The organism is Streptomyces sp. Z423-1 (genome assembly GCF_013009255.1).
Taxonomy (GTDB): domain Bacteria; phylum Actinomycetota; class Actinomycetes; order Streptomycetales; family Streptomycetaceae; genus Streptomyces; species Streptomyces gossypiisoli.
In genome coordinates, this window is record NZ_CP053109.1 from 6,510,474 (window position 1) to 6,530,037 (window position 19,564).

17 protein-coding genes are annotated in these 19,564 nt (G+C 71.0%); 2 read left to right on the forward strand and 15 right to left on the reverse strand.

Annotated elements, in window-relative coordinates:
* Window positions 1-5: 5 nt before the first annotated feature.
* From HJD23_RS29205 to HJD23_RS29220, 4 genes are all read right to left on the reverse strand, one after another.
* Complete coding sequence (locus tag HJD23_RS29205) at window positions 6-1,562, reverse strand: FAD-dependent oxidoreductase (protein WP_171112194.1); 1,557 nt, start codon at window positions 1,560-1,562, stop codon at window positions 6-8.
* The gene (locus HJD23_RS29210) at window positions 1,559-2,287 is read right to left on the reverse strand and encodes a methyltransferase (protein WP_171112193.1); all 729 of its coding nucleotides are present in this window, start codon (window positions 2,285-2,287) and stop codon (window positions 1,559-1,561) included. The genes HJD23_RS29205 and HJD23_RS29210 overlap by 4 nt, the downstream gene beginning before the upstream one ends.
* A 19-nt stretch (window positions 2,288-2,306) precedes the next feature.
* Window positions 2,307-3,497, reverse strand: a complete 1,191-nt coding sequence (locus tag HJD23_RS29215) for a lycopene cyclase family protein (RefSeq protein ID WP_171112192.1) — start codon at window positions 3,495-3,497, stop codon at window positions 2,307-2,309.
* 103 nt (window positions 3,498-3,600) lie between these two features.
* Complete coding sequence (locus HJD23_RS29220; protein WP_171111889.1) at window positions 3,601-3,933, reverse strand: sigma factor-like helix-turn-helix DNA-binding protein; 333 nt, start codon at window positions 3,931-3,933, stop codon at window positions 3,601-3,603.
* On the opposite strand from HJD23_RS29220, the gene HJD23_RS29225 reads away from it, so the two are divergent.
* Entirely contained in the window at window positions 3,921-4,082 is a 162-nt protein-coding gene (locus HJD23_RS29225) for an RICIN domain-containing protein (RefSeq protein ID WP_240980843.1), read from the forward strand. The genes HJD23_RS29220 and HJD23_RS29225 overlap by 13 nt on opposite strands.
* Before the next feature lie 117 nt (window positions 4,083-4,199).
* Here the strand turns inward: HJD23_RS29225 and HJD23_RS29230 are convergent, their stop codons facing one another.
* The 8 genes from HJD23_RS29230 to HJD23_RS29265 form a co-directional block, all read right to left on the reverse strand.
* Entirely contained in the window at window positions 4,200-5,894 is a 1,695-nt protein-coding gene (locus tag HJD23_RS29230; protein ID WP_171134088.1) for a histidinol-phosphate transaminase, read from the reverse strand.
* 102 nt (window positions 5,895-5,996) lie between these two features.
* A complete protein-coding gene (locus HJD23_RS29235; protein WP_171112191.1) occupies window positions 5,997-7,145 on the reverse strand; it encodes an aldose epimerase family protein in 1,149 nt (382 codons plus the stop codon).
* Between the two features lie 55 nt (window positions 7,146-7,200).
* Window positions 7,201-8,445 carry a multiple monosaccharide ABC transporter permease gene (mmsB, locus tag HJD23_RS29240; protein WP_171112190.1) on the reverse strand — a complete coding sequence of 415 codons (1,245 nt, stop codon included), beginning with the start codon at window positions 8,443-8,445 and terminating at the stop codon, window positions 7,201-7,203.
* On the reverse strand, window positions 8,442-9,992 hold the full coding sequence (mmsA, locus tag HJD23_RS29245; RefSeq protein ID WP_171112189.1) for a multiple monosaccharide ABC transporter ATP-binding protein: 1,551 nt from the start codon (window positions 9,990-9,992) through the stop codon (window positions 8,442-8,444). Before mmsA ends, mmsB begins: the two co-directional genes overlap by 4 nt.
* A 36-nt stretch (window positions 9,993-10,028) precedes the next feature.
* On the reverse strand, window positions 10,029-11,150 hold the full coding sequence (gene chvE / locus HJD23_RS29250) for a multiple monosaccharide ABC transporter substrate-binding protein (protein WP_171112188.1): 1,122 nt from the start codon (window positions 11,148-11,150) through the stop codon (window positions 10,029-10,031).
* Between the two features lie 87 nt (window positions 11,151-11,237).
* Window positions 11,238-12,206, reverse strand: a complete 969-nt coding sequence (locus HJD23_RS29255) for a hypothetical protein (RefSeq protein WP_171112187.1) — start codon at window positions 12,204-12,206, stop codon at window positions 11,238-11,240.
* A 135-nt stretch (window positions 12,207-12,341) separates the two neighbouring features.
* Window positions 12,342-13,346, reverse strand: a complete 1,005-nt coding sequence (locus HJD23_RS29260) for an alcohol dehydrogenase catalytic domain-containing protein (RefSeq protein ID WP_171112186.1) — start codon at window positions 13,344-13,346, stop codon at window positions 12,342-12,344.
* Window positions 13,343-14,509 carry a mandelate racemase/muconate lactonizing enzyme family protein gene (locus tag HJD23_RS29265; RefSeq protein ID WP_171112185.1) on the reverse strand — a complete coding sequence of 389 codons (1,167 nt, stop codon included), beginning with the start codon at window positions 14,507-14,509 and terminating at the stop codon, window positions 13,343-13,345. The genes HJD23_RS29260 and HJD23_RS29265 overlap by 4 nt, the downstream gene beginning before the upstream one ends.
* Before the next feature lie 257 nt (window positions 14,510-14,766).
* On the opposite strand from HJD23_RS29265, the gene HJD23_RS29270 reads away from it, so the two are divergent.
* Window positions 14,767-15,573, forward strand: a complete 807-nt coding sequence (locus HJD23_RS29270; protein WP_171112184.1) for a hypothetical protein — start codon at window positions 14,767-14,769, stop codon at window positions 15,571-15,573.
* Here the strand turns inward: HJD23_RS29270 and HJD23_RS29275 are convergent.
* From HJD23_RS29275 to HJD23_RS29285, 3 genes are read right to left on the reverse strand one after another with little or no spacing between them, the layout of a single operon-like run.
* The gene (locus HJD23_RS29275; protein ID WP_171112183.1) at window positions 15,529-16,692 is read right to left on the reverse strand and encodes a glycosyltransferase; all 1,164 of its coding nucleotides are present in this window, start codon (window positions 16,690-16,692) and stop codon (window positions 15,529-15,531) included. The genes HJD23_RS29270 and HJD23_RS29275 overlap by 45 nt on opposite strands.
* A gap of 34 nt (window positions 16,693-16,726) precedes the next feature.
* Entirely contained in the window at window positions 16,727-18,034 is a 1,308-nt protein-coding gene (locus HJD23_RS29280; RefSeq protein WP_171112182.1) for a nucleotide sugar dehydrogenase, read from the reverse strand.
* 45 nt (window positions 18,035-18,079) lie between these two features.
* Window positions 18,080-19,531 (reverse strand): glycosyltransferase family 4 protein, encoded by a 1,452-nt coding sequence (locus HJD23_RS29285; protein WP_171112181.1) that lies wholly within the window; start codon window positions 19,529-19,531, stop codon window positions 18,080-18,082.
* Between the last annotated feature and the right edge of the window lie 33 nt (window positions 19,532-19,564).

Below are 19,564 nucleotides of genomic sequence, written 5' to 3' on the forward strand. Positions count from 1 at the left end.
CGCGGTCAGTGCTCCGCGAGCAGGGCTGCGAGGTTGCGCAGCACCGCCGACCGGCCCCGGTCCGGTACCGTCCGCAGGGGTTCGGCCCGTACCCCCCACCGGCGCAACAGGGCGCTCGCGGCCAGGAATCCGCTGGTCGCCGCGCGTTCCATGAGCGCGACGGGGAGGCCCGTGGCGACCATGTCGCCCGCCACGACGACCGCCGGGTCCGCGGTCCGGACGCGCGGGCGGCGATCGTAGCCGCCCACCGCGAACAGCGGGCAGTCCGCCCGCCACTCGTGGCGGGAGTCGATCACCTGCGCGTCGCGGGTCTCCGGATACACCCGGTGCAGCTGGTGCACCAGCCGCTCCTGCACGTTCTTGCGGTCGGCTCCCGGCGGGACGGCGTAGGCGTGCAGTTCCACCACGGACCCACCGGTGCGCAGCGACCAGCGGTGGGCCTCGCCCTCCCAGCGGTCCAGGACGCTGATGTTGTCCAGTTCCGCGTATCCGCTGGTGCCCAGGAACGCCGGGCGGTCGGCGTGGACCGGACGGTCCAGCCAGAGCCGGGACACCAGGAAGGGCGGAGCGGTACGCAGCCCGGCGACCCCGTCGCGCCAGGTCCGGTCGACCAGGTCCGGCGAGGCGGCCGCGACCTGCTGCAGTCCCGGTACGTCCATCGCCAGCACCACGGCGTCGAAGCACCGCGTCCGGCCCGCGGCGGACACACGTACCGTGCCGTCGGGGGCCGGGGTCACCGCGTCCACCGCACTGGCCAAGAGGACCGTCGCCCCGCGCGCCTGCAGATAGTTCCCGAGGGGCTCCCACAGCGCCTGGGGAAATGGCTCCCGCGGCACGTCGAACAACAGCCCCTCGCTGGAGCCCAGGAAGTAGATGTGGAACATCAACGCCAGTTCCGCCGCGGACAGGTCCCTCGGATCGGCGAAGAAACTGCGCGAGAACACCTCGAAGGCCAGGTGCCGGGCGGCCGCCGGAAACCCGATCCGGGACAGGAAGTCGTGCGCGCCGACCCCGTCCAGCCGCTCGTAGACCTGGGGCACGCGGACGTCCAGCAGCGGCAGCGCGGACCGCGCCTGAATGGCCGTCAGGTCCCGCCATCCGAACGTCGGGCTCAGCGCCACGAACCCCAGGGCGTTCAGCGGGGGAGTGCGCGGCACCCGGGCGAAGCGGTCGAGCATCCCGGCGCTGTGGCGCAGCGGGTAGTCGGGCAGGGGCGTCAGCCCGTGCAGGCCCGGATCGGTCCGCCGCAGCAGGGCACGCAGGTTGTAGTACTGGCGGAAGAAGGCGTGGAAACCCCGGGTCATGGTGGCCGACGAGCCGTCGGCCAGCCGCACCTGCCACCCCGCCAGCCGCCCGCCGAGTTCGCCCTCCCGCTCCAGCAGGGTCACCCGCGCGCCGCGCTCCGCCAGTACGGTGGCCGCCGCGAGCCCCGCGATGCCACCGCCGACGACGGCGACCGCCGGCCCGACGCCCTCGAAGCGCGGCACGCCTGTACGGTCCGTCAGCAGCCGTCTCCTGCGGTCCCGTCCGTAGGTCCCGGCCGCGTGGTCCGCCGTCCTCATGCCCGCCTTGCTCGGGTGCTGGGCGCCCGAGCCACGAACGTGTGTGTGATCCCCGTCTGCCAGCCCGTGAGCGGCAGCGTCCGCACATCCGCGAACCCCGCCCGCTCCAGGCGCGCCGCGAAGGCGTCCGCCGTGTCGAACTCGACTACGCTGCGCCGCAGGTGCTCGTACAGCGCGCCGTCCCCGGTGCGCCGGGCGATCGGAAGGACCAGCCCGTTGCACACCGCCGTCCACACCGCGCGGTGTGCCGCCCGGCCGGAGAGGGTGTACTCGTGCACCGCGAGCCGCCCGCCCGGGGCGAGCAGGTCCCGCACGCCCACGAGGACCTGGTCCGGATCGGCGACATTGCGGAAGAGATACGCGGCGAACACGGCGTCGAACGGGCCCGTGACCCCGGCCGCGGCCAGCCCTTCGGCCGGGGCGTGCACAAACCGGACACGGGCCTGCCAGCTCTTGGTCCGCGCCTTGGCGAGCATGCCCGCCGACGCGTCCACCGCGGTGACGTCCGCGCGGGGCGCGGCGGCGAGGAGGGCGGCCGTGGAGGCGCCGGTGCCGCAGCCCAGGTCGAGCAGGCGCAGGCCGCTGCCACCGTCGGGCAGGGCCAGTCGGCGGGCGGAGCGGCGCAGCTGGCCGTGGTAGCCGGGGTTGGCGGCCACCATCCAGTCGTAGGACGGTGCCGCGTGGTCGAACGCGGCCGAGAGGTCGGCATCGCGCAGGAGTGACATGGAGGATCTCCTCGGTACGTCATGATCCGGTCGGGTGCCGGGGAACGAACGGCAGTTCCAGGGCGGTGCGCAGCATGGGCCACGCCGGGGTGCGCAGCCCGACCGCAAAGTCCTCGAACGCGCTGGTCCGGCCGTCGAGGAAGCGCAGCAGGCGTTCCGTCGGCACCTTCCCGAACAGCCCGGTGAACAGGGCGGCCCCGTCGACCCGCCCGGTGTCCAGGGCGCGCAGCAGCACGGCGTCCATGGCGCGCGCCCGCGCCCCGTGCGGGGCGGGGACGAGCGGCGTACGACCGTTCGCCAGCGCCGCCGCGATCGCTCGCGTGTGGCGCTGGGACGCGGCGAACGAGTAGCCGGTCGCGGGACGCGTCGCCCCGCCCGCCACTCCGATGGGAAAGACGGACCTGCCGGTACGGCGCGGAAACCGGGCGTCGGTCATCGCGATGACCCCGTGCTCGACCGCCGTGACCTCGAAGTCCCCCAGCCCGAGCACCTCAGTGGCGTAGTGCTCGAGCGCCCGGTCGTAGCCGTCGCTGTCGAGGACCGCGCGGGAGAACTCCGTGTACTCGACCAGCGCCTCTCGTGGGCCGAGCGGCAGGACGTAGCCGAAGGCGAGCCCGTGCCGTGGTTGCGGGGCCCGGAAGTCCATCAGGTCGGCGACGCCCGGGTCGAAGGTTGGCCGGGAGGTGCGCACGAACCAGCCCCGGAAGTGCTGGAGGAGCGTGGTCCGGGCCGGTCCCGGCCGCCCCGGCGGCCGTGAGTCGAACACCCAGCGGGCCCGCAGCCGCACGGGCGCCCCGCGGGCGTCGCGCCCGCACACCTCGGCCCCGCCGGGAACGTCCCGCACGCTCTCGACCACGGCTTCGTGCCGCGGGCACCCGGACCGGTCCAGTTCCACGCCCGCCCACCTCTCGAAGTCCGGAGACCTGATCATCTTGTAGCGCAGTGGGCCGGGGCTCCCCGTCACGGCTGTGCCGTCCCGCCCCGTGACACGCAAGTGACTCCAGTCGGCGCGGACGACACCGTCGTACTCACCGCCCGCCGCCTCCCAGTAGCACCATGTCCGGGGCCCGGGCCGCAACGCGCCGCGCGGGGCGTCGACCAGAGCGACCGTCAGGGGCCGGTGGGCCCGCACCCGGGGCGTGGTGAGCCGCCGCGCCAGGGACAGCCCGGCGGCGCCGCCACCGATGACGACCACGTCTGCGTCCCGCACCCTGGCTCCCTTGCGGCCGTGCCGGTCCTATGCTGGTGATTCCGCACCAAACACCCTTCTCGGATGCACCGCCTGCCTCTTCCGCCCCGCTGGAGCACGGGGTTCACGCGTTCGCCGTGCCCGCGTCCTCGCGCAGGCAGCGGGCGAGCCGGTGCAGCCCGCGCTGTGCGTGACTCTTGACCGTGCCCGGGGGCCGTCCGGTGAGGTCGGCGATCTGGGCCTGGGCCGGGTCGTCGTAGAGGGCCAGGCGCAGCACCCGCCGCTGCGCCACGGACAGCTTCGCCAGTTCCGTGGCCACCAGTACCCGGTCCATGGCCGCTTCCGGCTCCGCCGCCCGCGCGGCGCGGGTGACCAGCGTCGACCCGGCGGCCTCGGCCAGTTCGCTACGCCGGTACCTGGCCGCGAGCGCGTCGGCGACCTGCCATGGCGGGAACAACCCTCGGCGACGACACCCACCGGCTGGTGAGCGTTGCCACCGGGAAGGTTCTCGACACCGCCGACTGTTCCGCCGCAGACGGGGCCGACCTGCGCCAGTGGTCCTGGCTGCACAACACCTGCCAACAGTGGCGCCTGAACCCGGCGTAGTGCAGCCCACCCAAGGCGCGCGGGGCTGTCTCGACATGCGGCTCCGCCGCGTGGGTGCGACCAGCCACACTGGTCCGGCAGTCACCCGCGCACAACACCTCCTACGGCGATGAGGCGCTACCCGGCCTGCCCCATCCCCGCCGCGTTGGGCCAGCTGGTCGCCCCCGGCCAGCCGGTCGCCGCGGCCGGGGTCAGGTCCGGGGCGCTCGGGCTGCCCGGGCCCGTGGTGCCCCGGACCTGGGCCGCGGTGAGCCCGCCGCGCGCGGGGACGCCGGGCGGGGTGGGGCCGGGAGCGGGAGCGGGGGCAGGAGCGGGGACGGGGACGGGGACGGGGATGGGGGTCGGCTGGGGGACCGCCTGGGCCACCGCGGGCTGGGCGACCGCGGGCTGGGGCATCGCGGGTTGGGGCATCGCGGGCCGGGGCATCGCTGGTTGCGGGACCTGCTGAGGCACCGGCGGCTGCGGGAACGCCTGCGCCGCCGCCGGCATCGGCATCGGTATGCCGGCGCCGGCGGCCGGGGCGGCTGCCGACCCCGGCATACCGGCGCCGACCGCGCCAACGGAACCGGCGGCAGCGACGGCCTGAGCGGCAAGGCCCTGCACACCGGCCCCGTTGGTGGCACTGACCAGCCGGTCCACCGCCGCCGTACCCGAGCTGTAGCTGGTCCCGGTGCCCAGCTCGGGCACGGCGGCTCCCCTCCTGGTCCCGTAGAGCACCTGTTCCAGGCCGGACACCAGGCGACGCACATCCACCTGGGGGCGCACCACGAGTCGCAGGAAGCGGCTGGAGGATCCGATCTTGTTGCCGCACTCACGGACCAGGATCCGGTGCTCGGTGAGCAGCCGGTCCCGGACCACGGTGCCCTCGGCGCCCACGGGGAGACGCACGAAGAGGAAGTTGCCCTGTGAGGGGTAGACCGTGAGGCCGGGGAGGGCGGAGAGCTGGCTGGCCATCTCCAGGCGGTCGCGGCGGACCTGCTGGAGGGACTGGGCGTACTCCGTGCCGTGTTCCTTCAGCATGAACACCACGTGTTCGGCGAAGGAGTTGAGGTTCCACTTCGGCAGCATGGAGCGCACCCGGCCCGCGAGGGCGGGGTTGGCCACCAGGTAGCCGAAGCGGACGCCGTGCAGGCCGAAGTTCTTGCCGAGGCTGCGCAGGACGACGACGTTGGGACGGATCATCGCCTCCTGCACGACGCTGGGTTCGGCCTCGGCGTCGGCGAACTCCAGGAACGACTCGTCGATGACGACCAGGTCCCGGTCCGCCATCGCGTCCATGAACTGCACGATCGCGTGCTTGTGCAGAAAGCCGCCGTCGGGGTTGTTGGGGTTGCAGATCACGGCGACCCGGGTGCCGCGGGCGCGGATGAACTCGGCGTACTGCGCGAGGTCGAGGGCGAAGCCGCTGGACTCCTGGAGCGGGAACATGTCCACCCGCTTGCCGGTCTCCATGGGCTGGTCGGTCCAGCGGCCGAAGGTGGGGACGGGCACGGCCAGGGACTCGCGGACCAGGAGGTGGTCGATCCAGGTGATCAGCTCCGTGGAGCCGTTGCCCATGGCCACGCACTGCGGCGGGAGCTGGAGCAGGCCGCACAGTTCGGCGGTGATGGTGTCGGCGCTGCTCGGGTAGTACGTGATGATGTCCCGCAGCTTGCCCGCCATCTCGTCGAACATCGCGGGGGTGGGGAAGTACGGGTTGCAGGGGATGCAGAAGTCCACCGGGCCCGACCCGTCGCTCTCCCGCGTCAGCGCCGCCATCGACGGGCTGTGCGCCGCAGTGCTGCGGAACAGCGAGGTGACGTTGTCAGCCAAGGGAACCTCCGTCCATGGGTGGCCCGTGCGGGGGAGCACGGGCCGCCCTTACATACGGAGGCCGGGGTGACCCCGTTCAGCACATGTGACGAAAGTATGAAGTCACGCGCTGAACGAGTGGACCGTCGTCGTGCGGTATGTCTGTCCCGGCCGCAGCACGGTCGACGGGAACGACGGCTTGTTCGGCGAGTCCGGGAAGTGCTGCGTCTCCAGGCACAGCCCGTCGCCCTGCCGGTAGACGGTGCCGCCGGTGCCGACGAGGGTGCCGTCGAGGAAGTTGCCGGAGTAGAACTGCAGGCCCGGCTCGGTGGTCGCGATCTTCAGGGTGCGGCCGGAGGACGGGTCGCGGAGCGTGGCGATGTGCTCCGGGCGGGCCGTGAGGCCCTTGTCGAGGACCCAGTTGTGGTCGATGCCCTTGCCGTACAGCAGCTGCTGGTGCGGTACGCGGATGTCCTCGCCGACGGTCTTGGTGCGGCGGAAGTCGAAGGGGGTGCCCCAGACCCGCGCCAGCTCGCCCGTGGGGATCAGCCCCGAGTCGACCGGCGTGTAGCGGGAGGCGGCGATGGACAGCTCGTGGTCGTAGATCGTGCCGCTCGACTCGCCGGCCAGGTTCCAGTAGACGTGGCTGGTCAGGTTGACGACGGTGGCCTTGTCGGTGGTGGCCTCGTAGTCGATGCGCCAGTCGCCGTGCCGGGTGAGGGTGTAGGTGACCTTGGTCTTCAGCGTGCCGGGGTAGCCCATCTCGCCGTCGACGCTGGTGTAGTACAGGTGCAGGCCGACGTCGGAGCCCTTGGTGAACGGCTCGATGTCCCAGACGACCTTGTCGAACCCCTTGGCGCCGCCGTGCAGGCTGTTCTCGCCGTCGTTGACGGAGAGCTGGTAGGCCTTGCCGTCCAGGGTGAAGCGGCCCTTGCCGATGCGGTTGCCGTAACGGCCGATCAGGGCGCCGAAGTAGGGGCTGGAGGAGACGTAGTCCTCGATGTTGTCGAAGCCGAGGGACACGTTGGCGTAGCGCCCGCGTCGGTCCGGGACTTCGAGGGACTGCACGATCCCGCCGTAGGAGAGGACCTTCAGCCGGGTGCCGCCGTTCTCCAGCGCCCAGCTGTACACCTTCGTTCCGTCGGCGAGCTTCCCGAAGAGCGACTTCACCGGTCTCCTGCCTCCCGTGGCGTGTGCGGTGCCGCCAAGCGTGGTGGCGGCTATGCCCGCCGCCGCGGCTCCCGCGATGACCGTTCGTCTGTTCAGTTCCATGTGCGGCTCCTGTTAATGGAGGGGCCCCGCTCTGGAGAGCGGGGCCCTGATGGACTTACGAACCGACCCTGCGCTTGTTCCACACGTCGAAGCCGACCGCCGCCAGCAGCACCAGGCCCTTGATGACCTGCTGCCAGTCGGTGCCGATGCCGACGAGGTTCATACCGTTGTTCAGCACGCCCAGGACCAGACCGCCGATGATCGCGCCGAGCACGGTGCCGACACCGCCGCTCATCGACGCGCCGCCGATGAACGAGGCCGCGATCGCCTCCAGCTCGAAGTTGAGGCCGGCCTTGGGCGAGGCCGCGTTGAAGCGGGCGGCGAAGACCAGACCCGCCAGGGCAGCGAGCATGCCCATGTTCAGGAAGACCAGGAAGGTGACCTTCTTGTCCTTCACGCCGGACAGCTTGGCGGCCGGCAGGTTGCCGCCGATGGCGTAGATGTGCCGGCCGATGATCGCGTTGCGCATGACGTAGCCGAAGCCGACGACCAGCACGCCGAGGATCAGCAGGACGATCGGGGCGCCCTTGTAGCTGGCGAGCAGCAGTGTGACGGTGAGCATGGCGGCGACCAGTGCGACCAGCTTGAGCAGGAAGAGCTGGGTGGGCGGCACTTCCAGGGCGAACTCCTGCTGCCGCTTGCGGTCCCGGACCTCCTGGAGCACCACGAACGCGATGAGGACGAAGCCCAGCAGCAGCGTCAGGTTGTGGTAGTTGGTCTCCGGGCCGACCTCGGGCAGGAATCCGTTGGCGACCTTCTGCAGGCCCCGCGGGAACGGGCCGAGCGTCTGGCCCTCCAGGAAGATCTCGGTGAGACCGCGGAACAGCAGCATGCCCGCCAGCGTGACGATGAACGACGGTATGCCGAAGTACGCGATGAGGAAGCCTTGCATGGCACCCGCGGCCGCGCCGACGGCCAGGCACAGCACCACGGCGAGGACCCACGGTATGTCGTTCTTGACCATGAACACCGCGGCCATCGAGCCGATGAACGCCGTCAGCGAGCCGACCGACAGGTCGATGTGTCCCGCGATGATGACGAGCATCATGCCGATCGCGAGGATCAGGATGTAGCTGTTCTGCAGCACCAGGTTGGAGACGTTGCGCGGCAGCAGCAGGTCGCCGTCGGTCCACACGGCGAACAGCGCCACGATCAGGCCGAGCGCGATCAGCATGCCGTACTGCCGCATGTTGCGGCGCATGCCGTCCAGCAGCAACTGGAGCAGTCCGGCGCCCGAGGTCGTACCGCCCTTGCCGGGTGGCGCGGGGGCCGGCGTCTTGGCGGTCACATCCGTGCTCATCGGGTTACCTCTTTGTCCTTCGTCATCTGACGCATCAGCGTTTCCTGTGAGGCCTCGGCCCGCGAGAACTCACCGGTCAGCCGGCCCGCGGCCATCGTGTAGATGCGGTCGCACATGCCGAGCAGCTCCGGCAGCTCGGAGGAGATGAAGACGACCGCCTTGCCCTGGGCGGCCAGTTGGTCGATGACCGTGTAGATCTCGTACTTGGCGCCGACGTCGATGCCGCGCGTCGGCTCGTCCAGGATCAGCACATCCGGACCCGCGAAGATCCATTTGCTGAGGACGACCTTCTGCTGGTTGCCGCCGGACAGTTTGCCCACCGGCTCGAAGACGGTCGGCGCCTTGATGTTCATGGACTTGCGGAAGCCCTCGGCGACCTGCCGTTCCCCGTGCTCGTCGACCACGCCCCGCTTGGCGACCTTGCCCAGCGCGGTCAGCGAGATGTTCCGGTTGATGGTGTCGATGAGGTTGAGGCCGAAGTGCTTGCGGTCCTCGGTGACGTACGCGATGCCGTTCTTCACCGCCTCCGCCACGGTCTTCGTACGGATCTCGCGACCGTCCTTGACGACCGAACCGCCCGCGTACCGGCCGTAGGTGCGGCCGAAGACGCTCATCGCGAGTTCGGTGCGCCCGGCGCCCATGAGGCCCGCGATGCCGACGATCTCGCCACGCCGCACCTGGATCGACACATCGTCGACGACCTTGCGCTGCTGGTCGATCGGGTGGTGCACGGTCCAGTTGCGGATCTCCAGCGCGGGCGCGGCGTCCGCCTCCGCCTCGTGCGGGGTCCGCTCGGGGAAGCGGTGTTCCAGGTCGCGGCCGACCATCCCGCTGATGATCCGGTCCTCGGTGGTCTCCGGGGCCTTCACGTCGAGCGTCTCGATGGTGCGCCCGTCGCGCAGGATCGTCACCGAGTCCGCGACCTTGCGGATCTCGTTGAGCTTGTGGCTGATGATGATCGAGGTGATGCCCTGCTTCTTCAACTCCAGGATGAGATCGAGGAGTTTGCCGCTGTCCTCGTCGTTCAGGGCGGCGGTCGGCTCATCCAGGATGAGCAGCTTCACCCTTTTCGACAGGGCCTTCGCGATCTCGACGAGCTGCTGCTTGCCCACGCCGATGTCGGCGACACGGGTGTCCGGGTGATCGCTGAGCCCGACCCGGCGCAGCAGCTCGGTGGCGTGCTTCAGGGTCTCGGTCCAGTTGATGATCCCGCGCGTGGCGTGCTCGTTGCCGAGGAAGATGTTCTCGGCGATGGAGAGGTACGGCACCAGTGCGAGTTCCTGGTGGATGATGACGATGCCGTGGTGCTCGCTCGCCCGGATGTCCTTGAAGCTGCAGACCTCTCCCTCGAAGAGGATCTCCCCTTCGTACGTGCCGTGCGGGTGGACGCCGGAGAGGACCTTCATGAGGGTCGACTTTCCGGCGCCGTTCTCCCCGCAGATGGCGTGGACCTCGCCCTGCCGGACGGTCAGCGTGACGTCCGACAGCGCCTTGACGCCGGGAAAGGTCTTGACGATCGAGCGCATTTCCAGGACGGGTCCCGCCATGGTCGTGCCTTCCAATCCCTAGGGTGCGGCGGTGAGTTAGTTGAGGTCGCTTTCCTTGATGTAGCCGGAGTCGACGACGGTCTCCTTGTAGTTGGCCTTGTCGACTGCCACCGGCTCCAGCAGGTAGGCCGGGACGACCTTGGCGCCGTTGTCGTACGTCTTGGTGTCGTTGACCTCGGGCTCCTTGTCGTTGAGCACCGCGTCGACCATGTTCGAGGCCACCTTGGCGAGCTCGCGGGTGTCCTTGTAGACGGTCATCGACTGCTGGTCCGCGATGATCGACTTCACCGAGGCGACCTCGGCGTCCTGACCGGTGACGATCGGCAGCGGCTTGCTCTTGGTGCCGTAGCCGTCCGACTTCAGCGAGGACAGGATGCCGATGGAGATGCCGTCGTACGGCGAGAGGACCGCGTCGACCCGCTCGCTCCGGTAGGCGGAGGTCAGGATGTCGTCCATGCGCTTCTGGGCGGTGCCACCGTCCCAGCGCAGGGTGGTGACCTGGTTCAGGTCGGTCTGCTTGGACCGGACGACGAGCTGCTTCTTGTCGATGTAGGGCTGCAGGACGTTCATCGCGCCCTGGAAGAAGTAGCGGGTGTTGTTGTCGTCGTTGGAGCCGGCGAACAGCTCGATGTTGAAGGGGCCCTTCTTGCTGCCGTCCTTCAGGCCGAGCTTCTCGACGATGTAGTCGCCCTGGAGTTCGCCGACCTTCTCGTTGTCGAAGGACGCGTAGTAGTCGACGTTCTCGGTGCCGAGGATCAGGCGGTCGTAGGAGATCACCGGGATGTTCGCGTCCTTGGCCTGCTGCAGGACGTTGTTCATCGACTTGTTGTCGATGGCCGCGATGATCAGGGCCTTCACGCCCTGCGTGATCAGGTTCTCGACCTGCGAGACCTGCTGGTCGGGGTCGTCCTCGCCGTAGACGAGCCTGGTCTTGTAGCCCTTGGACTCCAGGTCCGCCTTGACGTTGTTGCCGTCGGCGATCCAGCGCTCGGAGGACTTGGTCGGCATCGCGATGCCGATGGTGGCGCCCTCGGTGCTGCCCGAGTCCTCCTCGCTGCCGCCCTCACTGCTCTGGCCGCAGGCGGTCAGAGTGAGGGCGAGGGAGGCGGCTGCGGCTATGGCGGAGAGTGCGGCTCTGCGGTTACGCATGATCATCATCCTTGATGTGTGCGGTGAGGAACCGAGATGGGGTGTGTGGGATTGTGCGCGGCTGTGTCTTGTTTTGTAAGCCCGTTTTCCGGAACGTTATGACGAGGTTTCGAACCGGCGCAGTTGGCCCGGCAGCCGGGAGCCGAGCGGCGCCATGTCGGCGTCCGCTCCATGGCGGGCGAGCAGATCGAGGGCGAGCCGGCCGCGCCGCACCCGCTCCTTGGCCGTGGCCAGCGTCAGCTCCCGCAAGTGGTGCCCGTAGGGGTAGATCCCGGGTGCCTTGGACAGGCCGAACTTCAGATAGAGCGGTGCGCCGCGCCGGATCAGCTCGGCGACCTCGTACATCCGCACATAGCCGCCGAGATCGTCGGGGGCCTCGATGTACATGTCCATGGGAGCGCCGGACGCCCGCCGGATCTCGGTCAGGTGATCCAGTGTCAGATCGCTGGGCACGTTGACCGAGTCGGCGCCGAGGTGCTCGTACACCGCGTACGAGGCCGGGTTCACGGGCCCGATCAGCGCCGACACCTTGAGCGTGGTGTCGGCCGGGAGGATGCCCTGGGTGCGCGCCCGGTGCAGCGTCCACAGCACGCCCTCGTCCGCGACGAGCAGGCACTTGACGCCCAGCTCCGTGGCCCGTACGGCGTCCTCGACGCATCCGGCGACGGCGTCGTGGCCGCGCGCCCGCAGTCCGGCGCCCCGGGAGTCGGTACGGGTCGACCCGCCGATGTCCCAGGTGCCGCGCGGGCCGGTGAACAGGCAGAGCTCGATGTCACGCTCACCGGTCGCCTCGACCATCTCCGTGATCTCGGCGTCGGTCAGCATCCACACCCCGCTGCCCTGGCTGATCCGGTGGATCGGCACATCGAGGCGCGAGGACTCCTTGAGGACGACCGCCAGCGCCTCGGGACCCTCGCACGAGGGGATCTCGGTGCGCCAGCGGCCACCGCCCGGGAAGCTGTGCGGTGAGGCGTCGGCGGGGTCGAGGGCGGGCGCGCCCAGACCGAGGGCGGTGAGCGCCTGCTCACCGGGCCTGCGGGCTGCCGTGGCGGAATCGTCGGTCACAAGCTGTCCTTCATGTTCGGTATTTCGGACGAGGTTCGCGGCACAGGGAATACGAGGTTCGCGGCACTGGAGCTGCGAAAGGCTGGGGGTACGCCGGTACGGCGGCCGTCAGGTCGCCCCCGTACCGGCGTACGACTAGGGGCGGAGCAGCACCTTGCCGACCTTCGGGTCGCCTGCTCCGACCAGCTCGATGGCCTGCGAGAACTCGGTCAGCGGCAGCTCGTGGGTGACCAGCGGCACCGGATCCAGCAGCCCGGCGCCGAACACCCGCACCGTGTGCGCCCAGGCGTCCGGCGGTGCCCCGAAGACGGTGTGCACCTCCAGCTGCCGTACCACCAGATCCGTCGGGTCCAGACCGTCGGCACCCGGCGCCGGGATCCCCGTGAGAACCAGGCGCCCGCCGCGCCGCAGCAGCGCGGCGGAGGTGCGGGCGGCGTCGGCGGACCCCGCGGTCTCGATGACGACGTCGAAGTCGTCGGGGAGTTCCTGGTCCTTGGTGCGGAAGTCGGTGGCGCCGTACTGCCGCGACAACTGCTCCCGGTCGTTGCGCGTGCCCACGACGAGCAGCTCGGACGGCGATCCCGCCTTCAGGAACTGGACGGCGAACATGCCGAGCGTCCCGGTCCCCACGACCGCCACCCGCTCGCCCGGCAGGGCGTTGGCCTTGATCGCCGCGGCCGCGATACAGGCGGCCGGTTCCAGCAGGGCGGCGGCGGTGAGGTCGCAGTCGTCCGGAAGGACGTGCAGCAGCCGGGCCGGGAGCGTGAGCGTGGCGGCCATGGCGCCGGGCTGGGTGAACCCGGTCTCCTCGTACCCCGCGCTGCACAACGTGGTCTCACCGGCGTGGCAGCGGTCGCACACCTGGCAGTTGCGGAAGCCCTCACCGACGACCTTGCGGCCCACCAGGGACGCGGGGACACCGGGGCCGACCTCGCTCACCGTCCCCGACCACTCGTGGCCGGGGGTGAGCGGGTAACGGACGTACCCCTCGGGGCGGTTGCCCTGGTAGACCTCGCGGTCGCTGCCGCAGATGCCGACGGCGTGCACCCGCACCTGCGCCTCACCGGCGGCGGGCGGGCGAGGCGAGTGCTCGACGAGCCGGTGCTCGCCGGGCGCCTCGATGACGACGGCGGTGCTCACTTCCGGGTGCCCTTCGGCTTGCGCTGCTCCCAGCCCTCGGCCCACAGGTCGAAGCGGGCCTGCTGCTGCGGGAACTCGGCCGCCGCGTCGGTGTCCAGCTCGACGCCGAGGCCGGGGGCGTCGGAGAGGTGGAAGCACCCGTCCTCCGGGTTCACCTGCGGGGCGCCCTTCACGACCTTCTTGATCTCCGCGTCGGCGAAGTCATTGAAGTGCTCAAGGATCTTGAAGTTGGGGGAGGTGAAACCGACCTGCAGGGACGCGGCCGTCAGCACCGGCCCGCCGACGTTGTGCGGCGCGACCAGCATGTAGTGGGTCTCGGCGGTGGCGGCGAGCTTGCGGGTCTCCCAGATGCCGCCGATGTGGCCGACGTCCGGCTGGATGATGTCGACGGCCTGGCTCTCGAACAGCTCGCGGAACTCGATCCGGTCGTGGATCCGCTCACCCGTGGCGACGGGCATGTCCACCTTGGCGGCGACCTTCTCCAGGGCCTTGAGGTTCTCCGGCGGGACGGGCTCCTCCAGCCAGGCCGGCTTGAAGGGCGCCAGCTCATGGGCGAGCCGGACGGCGGTCGCGGGGGAGAAGCGGCCGTGCATCTCCAGCATCAGCTCGGCCTCGGGACCGATGGCGTCCCGCACGGCCTCGATGAGGGAGACGGCGTAGAGGGTCTGCTGGTGGTCCAGCTCGAAGTGGCCGGTGCCGAAGGGGTCGATCTTCAGCGCCCGGTAGCCGCGCGCCATGACCTCCTGGGCGGCCTTGTGGTACGCCTCGGGCGTGCGCTCCGTGGTGTACCAGCCGTTGGCGTATGCCTTGACCTTGTCGGTGACCTTGCCGCCCAGCAGCTGCCACACCGGCACGCCGAGGGCCTTGCCCTTGATGTCCCAGCAGGCCATCTCGACGACGGCGATCCCGGACATCACGATCTCGCCGGCCCTCCCGTAGTCGCCGTACTTCATACGGCGTACCAGGTCTTCCACGGCGAAGGGGTCGGAACCGAGAATGTGGTTGGCCTCGGCCTCCTTCAGGTAGCCGAGGAGGGCGTCGGTGTGGCCCAGCATCCGGGTCTCCCCGACTCCAGTGATCCCCTCGTCGGTGTGCACCTGGACGTAGGTCAGGTTGCGCCACGGCGTCCCGACCACGTGCGTGCTGATTCCGGTGATGCGCACGGCAGTTGCCCCTCGTGAACGTCGGCTCTGTTCGAAATTTCGTCACACGTTCGAAATGCTGGCGTGACAGTAAGGATGCGGCGGTGGGGGTGTCAATGGGTCGAACGCATAACGGTTTCGACACTTTCGACGGTCGCTTTCGGGATGATGCGAGTGGCTTGCCCTCAAGTCGACGCGCCGGAAGGGCTTGTTCCGCACAGAACATTCACAGCGGCGACTAGGAACGTTACCGATCAAAAACTTAACCTTCCCGCGTCATGGACTACTGCCACCCGTGCCGACGGCACCTGAATGGCGCCCTCGCCTGCCCCGGCTGCGGAACGCCTGCCGAACAGCTTCGCGCGTACGCGGAGGAGACCGTCGTGCACACCGTCGTACGGACGGATGTGCGCACGGACGTCGTCACGGTGGTGCGGACGGCGGAGCCCGACGAGCCGCACGAGCCGTACGAGCCGCACGACGAGGACACCGACGACCGCGACGACGACCTCGACGACGACCGCCCCGGGCGCGGGTCCCGGCGCCGCCAGTCGAACATCAGCCGTCGCGACCGCAAGGCCGCGGCCCACCGCCGCCGGCGTCGCCGCACCCTGCTGATCACGGCGGGTTTCGTGCTGGCCGCCGGTGCTCTGAGCCTCGCCGAACTCGGCCTGGACGCCCCGGAGTCGGCCCCGAATCCGGCGGCGGCCGGGGACACCTCGGCGGACGGCGGCGCGTCGGAGAGGTCGGACGAGACGACCGACCCGCTGACCGACGCCTCCACGGGCGTCACCCCGGGCAAGGGCACGGCCTCCCCGGACGCCTCGACGTCCCCGTCCCCGTCCCCGTCGGAGTCGGACAAGGACGACAAGGACGACAAGGACGACAAGGAGTCGCCGAGCCCGACGGAGGAGGACGAGTCCACCCCGTCGGACACGGCCCCCGACCCGTCGACCTCCACCCCGGCGGCCCAGCCCGCACCGGACCCGACGCCGACCCCGACCGCGGACCCGACGACTTCGGTACCGACTCCGGACCCGTCACCCTCGGAGACGTGCGACCGGTTCTTGTGGTGGTGCACCTGAGGCCTGTCGGGCGGCCGCCTCCTTCGCCCACGTCTCAAGCTGGTCCGTGAAGTCCCCTGCCCGTTCCGCCCAGTCGAGCTCGGCCAGTGCCGCCGCCCGGCCGCGTTCGGCGGTGCCCTGGCGCAGGGCCGTGTCGGTGCGCAGCCGTCGTACCGCCTCCGCTGCTGCCGCCGGGTTCCCGTACGGGACGACGAGACCGCAGCGGTGCCGCGTCACCAGACCGGCCGCCAAGGGGTTCGGCGTGGTGACGACGGGGACGCCGTGGGCCATGTACTCGACGACCTTGGTGGGGCGTGAGTGGCGGTAGTTGGGCTGGTCGTGGAGGAGGGAGAGCCCGGCCAGGGCGCCGGAGAGCAGCGCGAGAGCACGGTCGTTGGGGAGGTAGCCGTGCCAGTGCAGGACGCCGTCGCGGTCGGCCGCGGTGAGCGCGCCGCGTACGTCGGGGTCGGCCGCGCCGATCGCCTCGACCCGTACGTCCGGCCCGAGCAGCCGGGCTGTCTCGATGAGGTCGAGTGCGCCGCGCGCATGCGACAGGTGCCCCAGGTAGACGACCCGGTCCGTGCCGGGCGGCTGCGGTGATCCGGGCGGTACGGTCGGCAGGTTCGGTACGACGGGATGGGGCCGGCGGAAACGCGCCCGGTAGGCGTCCTCGGCGAGCAGCAGCCGCACATGCCGCTCCGCCAGGCGTTCCGCCGCCCGTACCGCCAGCTTCAGCGGTGGCCGCAGCGCCGCCGGCACCCAGCGTTTCATCGTGAGCGCCGCCGCCGTGTCCTCGTGCACGTCCCACACGGTCACCGGGGCCCGGCCCGCGCGCCGCCACCGGCGCAGGGTGCCGGGCAGGGCGAGCAGCAGTTCCGGGTCGTGCAGCAGCACCACGTCCGCCTCCGGGCCGCGCTCGGCGAGCAGGGCGCGCGCCGCGCGCAGTGCCGCCCGGCGGTCCCGGCCGGCGGCCCGGGGGAGGTCCACGCCCTCGACACCCGGGCGCGGTGCCACTCCGCGGGCGCTGAACGGAGCGGCGTACACGATCCGGTGGCCGCGTTCCGACAGGGCGGCGATCTCCCGGTGCAGTATGCGCGCGTCCTCGGGATGGTGGACGACGGTGACCACGAGTATCCGCATCAGAGCAGCACCTTTCGTCCCCGAAGAGGGGTCGTCACAGCACCTCGACCCCGGGCCGGAAGATCCGCCCCCGGGTGTCGAACAGCAGGCGGGCCGCGTCGGCGAGGGCGGGCAGGTCGTAGGAGGAGTGGTCCTGGAGCAGGATCGTCAGGTCGTGCTCGGCCGCGGCGGCCATCGGGTCGTCGACGCGCGGGACCGGCACGTCGTCCACGCACCACTCGGTGACATGCGGGTCGTGGAAGAGGATCTCGGCCTCCCGCTGCCGCAGCAGCCGGGCCACCGGCACGGCCGGGGACTCCCGCTGGTCGGCGACGTCGGGCTTGTAGGTGACGCCGAGCAGCAGCACCCGGGAGCCGTGCAGTGGCCGGCCGGCGGTGTTGAGCAGGTCCTGGGCGCGGCGGACGACGTACTCCGGCATCCGCCGGTTGATCTCCTGGGCCAGTTCGACGAACCGGAACTCGTAGCCGAGCGAGGAACGCACCTTGTACGAGAGGTAGTTCGGGTCGATGGGGATGCAGTGCCCGCCGACTCCGGCGCCGGGCCGGAACGCCTGGAAGCCGAACGGCTTGGTGCTGGCGCAGCGGATCGCGTCCCACAGGTCGACGCCCAGCTCGTGGCTGATGACGGCGAGTTCGTTGACGAGGGCGATGTTGACGTGCCGGTAGGTGTTCTCCAGCAGCTTGGCCATCTCGGCCTCGCGGGTGCCCTTCGCCTGGACGACGGTGTCGACGAGCTTGCCGTAGAAGGCGACAGCCCGGGCGGCGCAGGAGGGGGTGCAGCCGCCGACGACCTTGGGGGTGTCGCGCAGCCCGTGGCCGGTGTTGCCGGGGTCGATGCGCTCCGGCGAGAAGGCGAGGGCGAAGTCCTGTCCGGCCCGCAGCCCGGACTCCAGCTCCAGCAGCGGCCGCACGACCTCTTCGGTGGTGCCCGGATAGGTGGTGGACTCCAGTACGACGAGCTGTCCGCGCCGCAGCCGTCCCGCCACCGCGTGGACGGCTGCGGTGACCGCGCTCAGATCGGGCCCGCCGTCCACGTTCAGCGGGGTCGGCACGCAGATCACCACGGTCTGGGCGCGGGTGAGACAGTCGTCGTCGGTGTACGCCGTGAAGCCGGCCGCCAGCATCCGGCGGACGTCCTCGTCGGACACGTCGTCGACATGGGAGCGGCCGGAGTTGAGCCCGTCGACGACCCTTGGGTCCCGGTCGAGGCCCACGACTCTCAGGCCGACCGTCGCCGCCTCCCGCGCGAGCGGCAGCCCGACGTAGCCGAGCCCGATCACCGCCAGTTCGACGGTGCCGGATATCGCTGATTCCCCGAGTGGTTCAGTCTGCTGGACCTGCATAGGGCTTCACCCCTGCCTCGTCGCGGGACCTGCCGGGCCCGCATCTCAAGCGCAGCCGAGGGCGCGGTACGCCTCGCGGGTGGTCGCGGCGACGCGCTCCCAGGTGCGGTCACGCGCCACGAACTCGCGGGCGGCCGCTCCCCATTCGGCCCGACGGTTTCGACTGTAAAGCAGGGTTTCGATCGCATCTGCCCAAGTTTGCGGGGAGGGGGGTGGGACGAGGAGTCCGGTCACTCCTGGCTGGACAAGCTCCCGCAGTGCGGGTAGGTCACTGGCGGCCACCGGCAGCCCGCTCGCCATCGCCTCGACCGGCTTCAGCGGTGTCACCAGCCGGCACACGCGCTCGTCGGTGCGCGGCACCGCGAACACGTCCAACACCGCGTGGAACTCCCGCACTTGGGCGTACGGCACCCGGCCGGTGAACACGGCCGCCCCGTCGGCCAGTCCGAGCCCGCCGGCCAGCCGCAGCAGCGCCGCGCGCTCCGGGCCGTCCCCCACGATCAGCAGCCGCAACGGCACCCCGCGACGCCTCAGCTCGGCACCCGCATGGAGCAATGTGCCGATTCCCTCGTGTGGAGTAAGGCTGCTGACCGTGCCGACGACGAAATCGTCCGGCGCGAAGCCGAGCCGGGCCCGCAGCGCCGCCCCGTCCGGCAGCGGGGCGAGGAACTCCTCGCCCACCGCGTTCGGCACGATCAGCACCCGCTCCTCGGGCACCCCGCGCGCCACGATCTCCGCCTTCATCGCCGCGCCCAGCGTCAGCACCAGGTCCGCCTCGCGCATGCAGTGCGTCTCCAGCTCGCGCCGCGCCCGGTACGTCGGGTCGGCGCAGGTCCGGCCCGGGGCCTGGGTCAGCCAGGTGTCCTCCAGGAAGCCGCGCACCTCGTAGACCACCGGCAGCCCGTAGGCCGCGCGCAGCGCCAGCGCCACCCGCCCGTTGCCGTGGTCGGTGGCCGGGTGCAGCACGGCGGGGCGCAGCCGCTGGACCAGGCGGCCCGCCAGCTCCGCGTTGCGGGCCAGCACCGCCGTTTGCCCGTACGGCAGCCACGGCGGCAGCAGCCGGTGCTGCGGCACCCCGCCCACCGTCTGCACCGGCCGGGCGTCCAGCACCCCTTGCGCCACCGGGAACCCGATCCGCGTCACCACGTGCGGATCGAGCCCGGCGGCGCGCTGCGCCTCGGCGATCTGCTGGGTGCGCACGGTGTAGCCGGCGTGCTTGAACGGCAGCCCGTTGGTGACCAGATGCAGCACCCGGCCCGGCACCGGCCGCACCCGGCGGGCGGGCGGCGCGGGCACCCGTACCCCGGATGGAGCAGCGGCCGGACCGGCCGTCCGGGCCCGGTCGGCGAGCCGCCGTTCCAGCGCCCTCACCCGGCGCCGCACGGGCGACGGCAGCAGCCGCACCCCCAGCAGTGCCGCCCGGAGGGGGTCATGGCGCAGCTCGCCCCACGCCACGGATGCGGCCAGACTGAGCGCACGGGGGATATGACGCGACATGCCGTCACGTTAGGCGGCTAGAGCGGAGAAGGT

Bases quoted from the DNA above. Each gene is read 5' to 3' on its own strand.
- HJD23_RS29225 (WP_240980843.1), top strand. From the start codon at position 3,921: ATGGCGGGAACAACCCTCGGCGACGACACCCACCGGCTGGTGAGCGTT.
- HJD23_RS29275 (WP_171112183.1), bottom strand. From the start codon at position 16,692: ATGCGGATACTCGTGGTCACCGTCGTCCACCATCCCGAGGACGCGCGC.
- chvE (WP_171112188.1), bottom strand. From the start codon at position 11,150: ATGATGATCATGCGTAACCGCAGAGCCGCACTCTCCGCCATAGCCGCA.
- HJD23_RS29270 (WP_171112184.1), top strand. From the start codon at position 14,767: ATGGACTACTGCCACCCGTGCCGACGGCACCTGAATGGCGCCCTCGCC.
- HJD23_RS29235 (WP_171112191.1), bottom strand. From the start codon at position 7,145: ATGGAACTGAACAGACGAACGGTCATCGCGGGAGCCGCGGCGGCGGGC.
- mmsA (WP_171112189.1), bottom strand. From the start codon at position 9,992: ATGGCGGGACCCGTCCTGGAAATGCGCTCGATCGTCAAGACCTTTCCC.
- HJD23_RS29280 (WP_171112182.1), bottom strand. From the start codon at position 18,034: ATGCAGGTCCAGCAGACTGAACCACTCGGGGAATCAGCGATATCCGGC.
- HJD23_RS29205 (WP_171112194.1), bottom strand. From the start codon at position 1,562: ATGAGGACGGCGGACCACGCGGCCGGGACCTACGGACGGGACCGCAGG.
- mmsB (WP_171112190.1), bottom strand. From the start codon at position 8,445: ATGAGCACGGATGTGACCGCCAAGACGCCGGCCCCCGCGCCACCCGGC.
- HJD23_RS29285 (WP_171112181.1), bottom strand. From the start codon at position 19,531: ATGTCGCGTCATATCCCCCGTGCGCTCAGTCTGGCCGCATCCGTGGCG.
- HJD23_RS29210 (WP_171112193.1), bottom strand. From the start codon at position 2,287: ATGTCACTCCTGCGCGATGCCGACCTCTCGGCCGCGTTCGACCACGCG.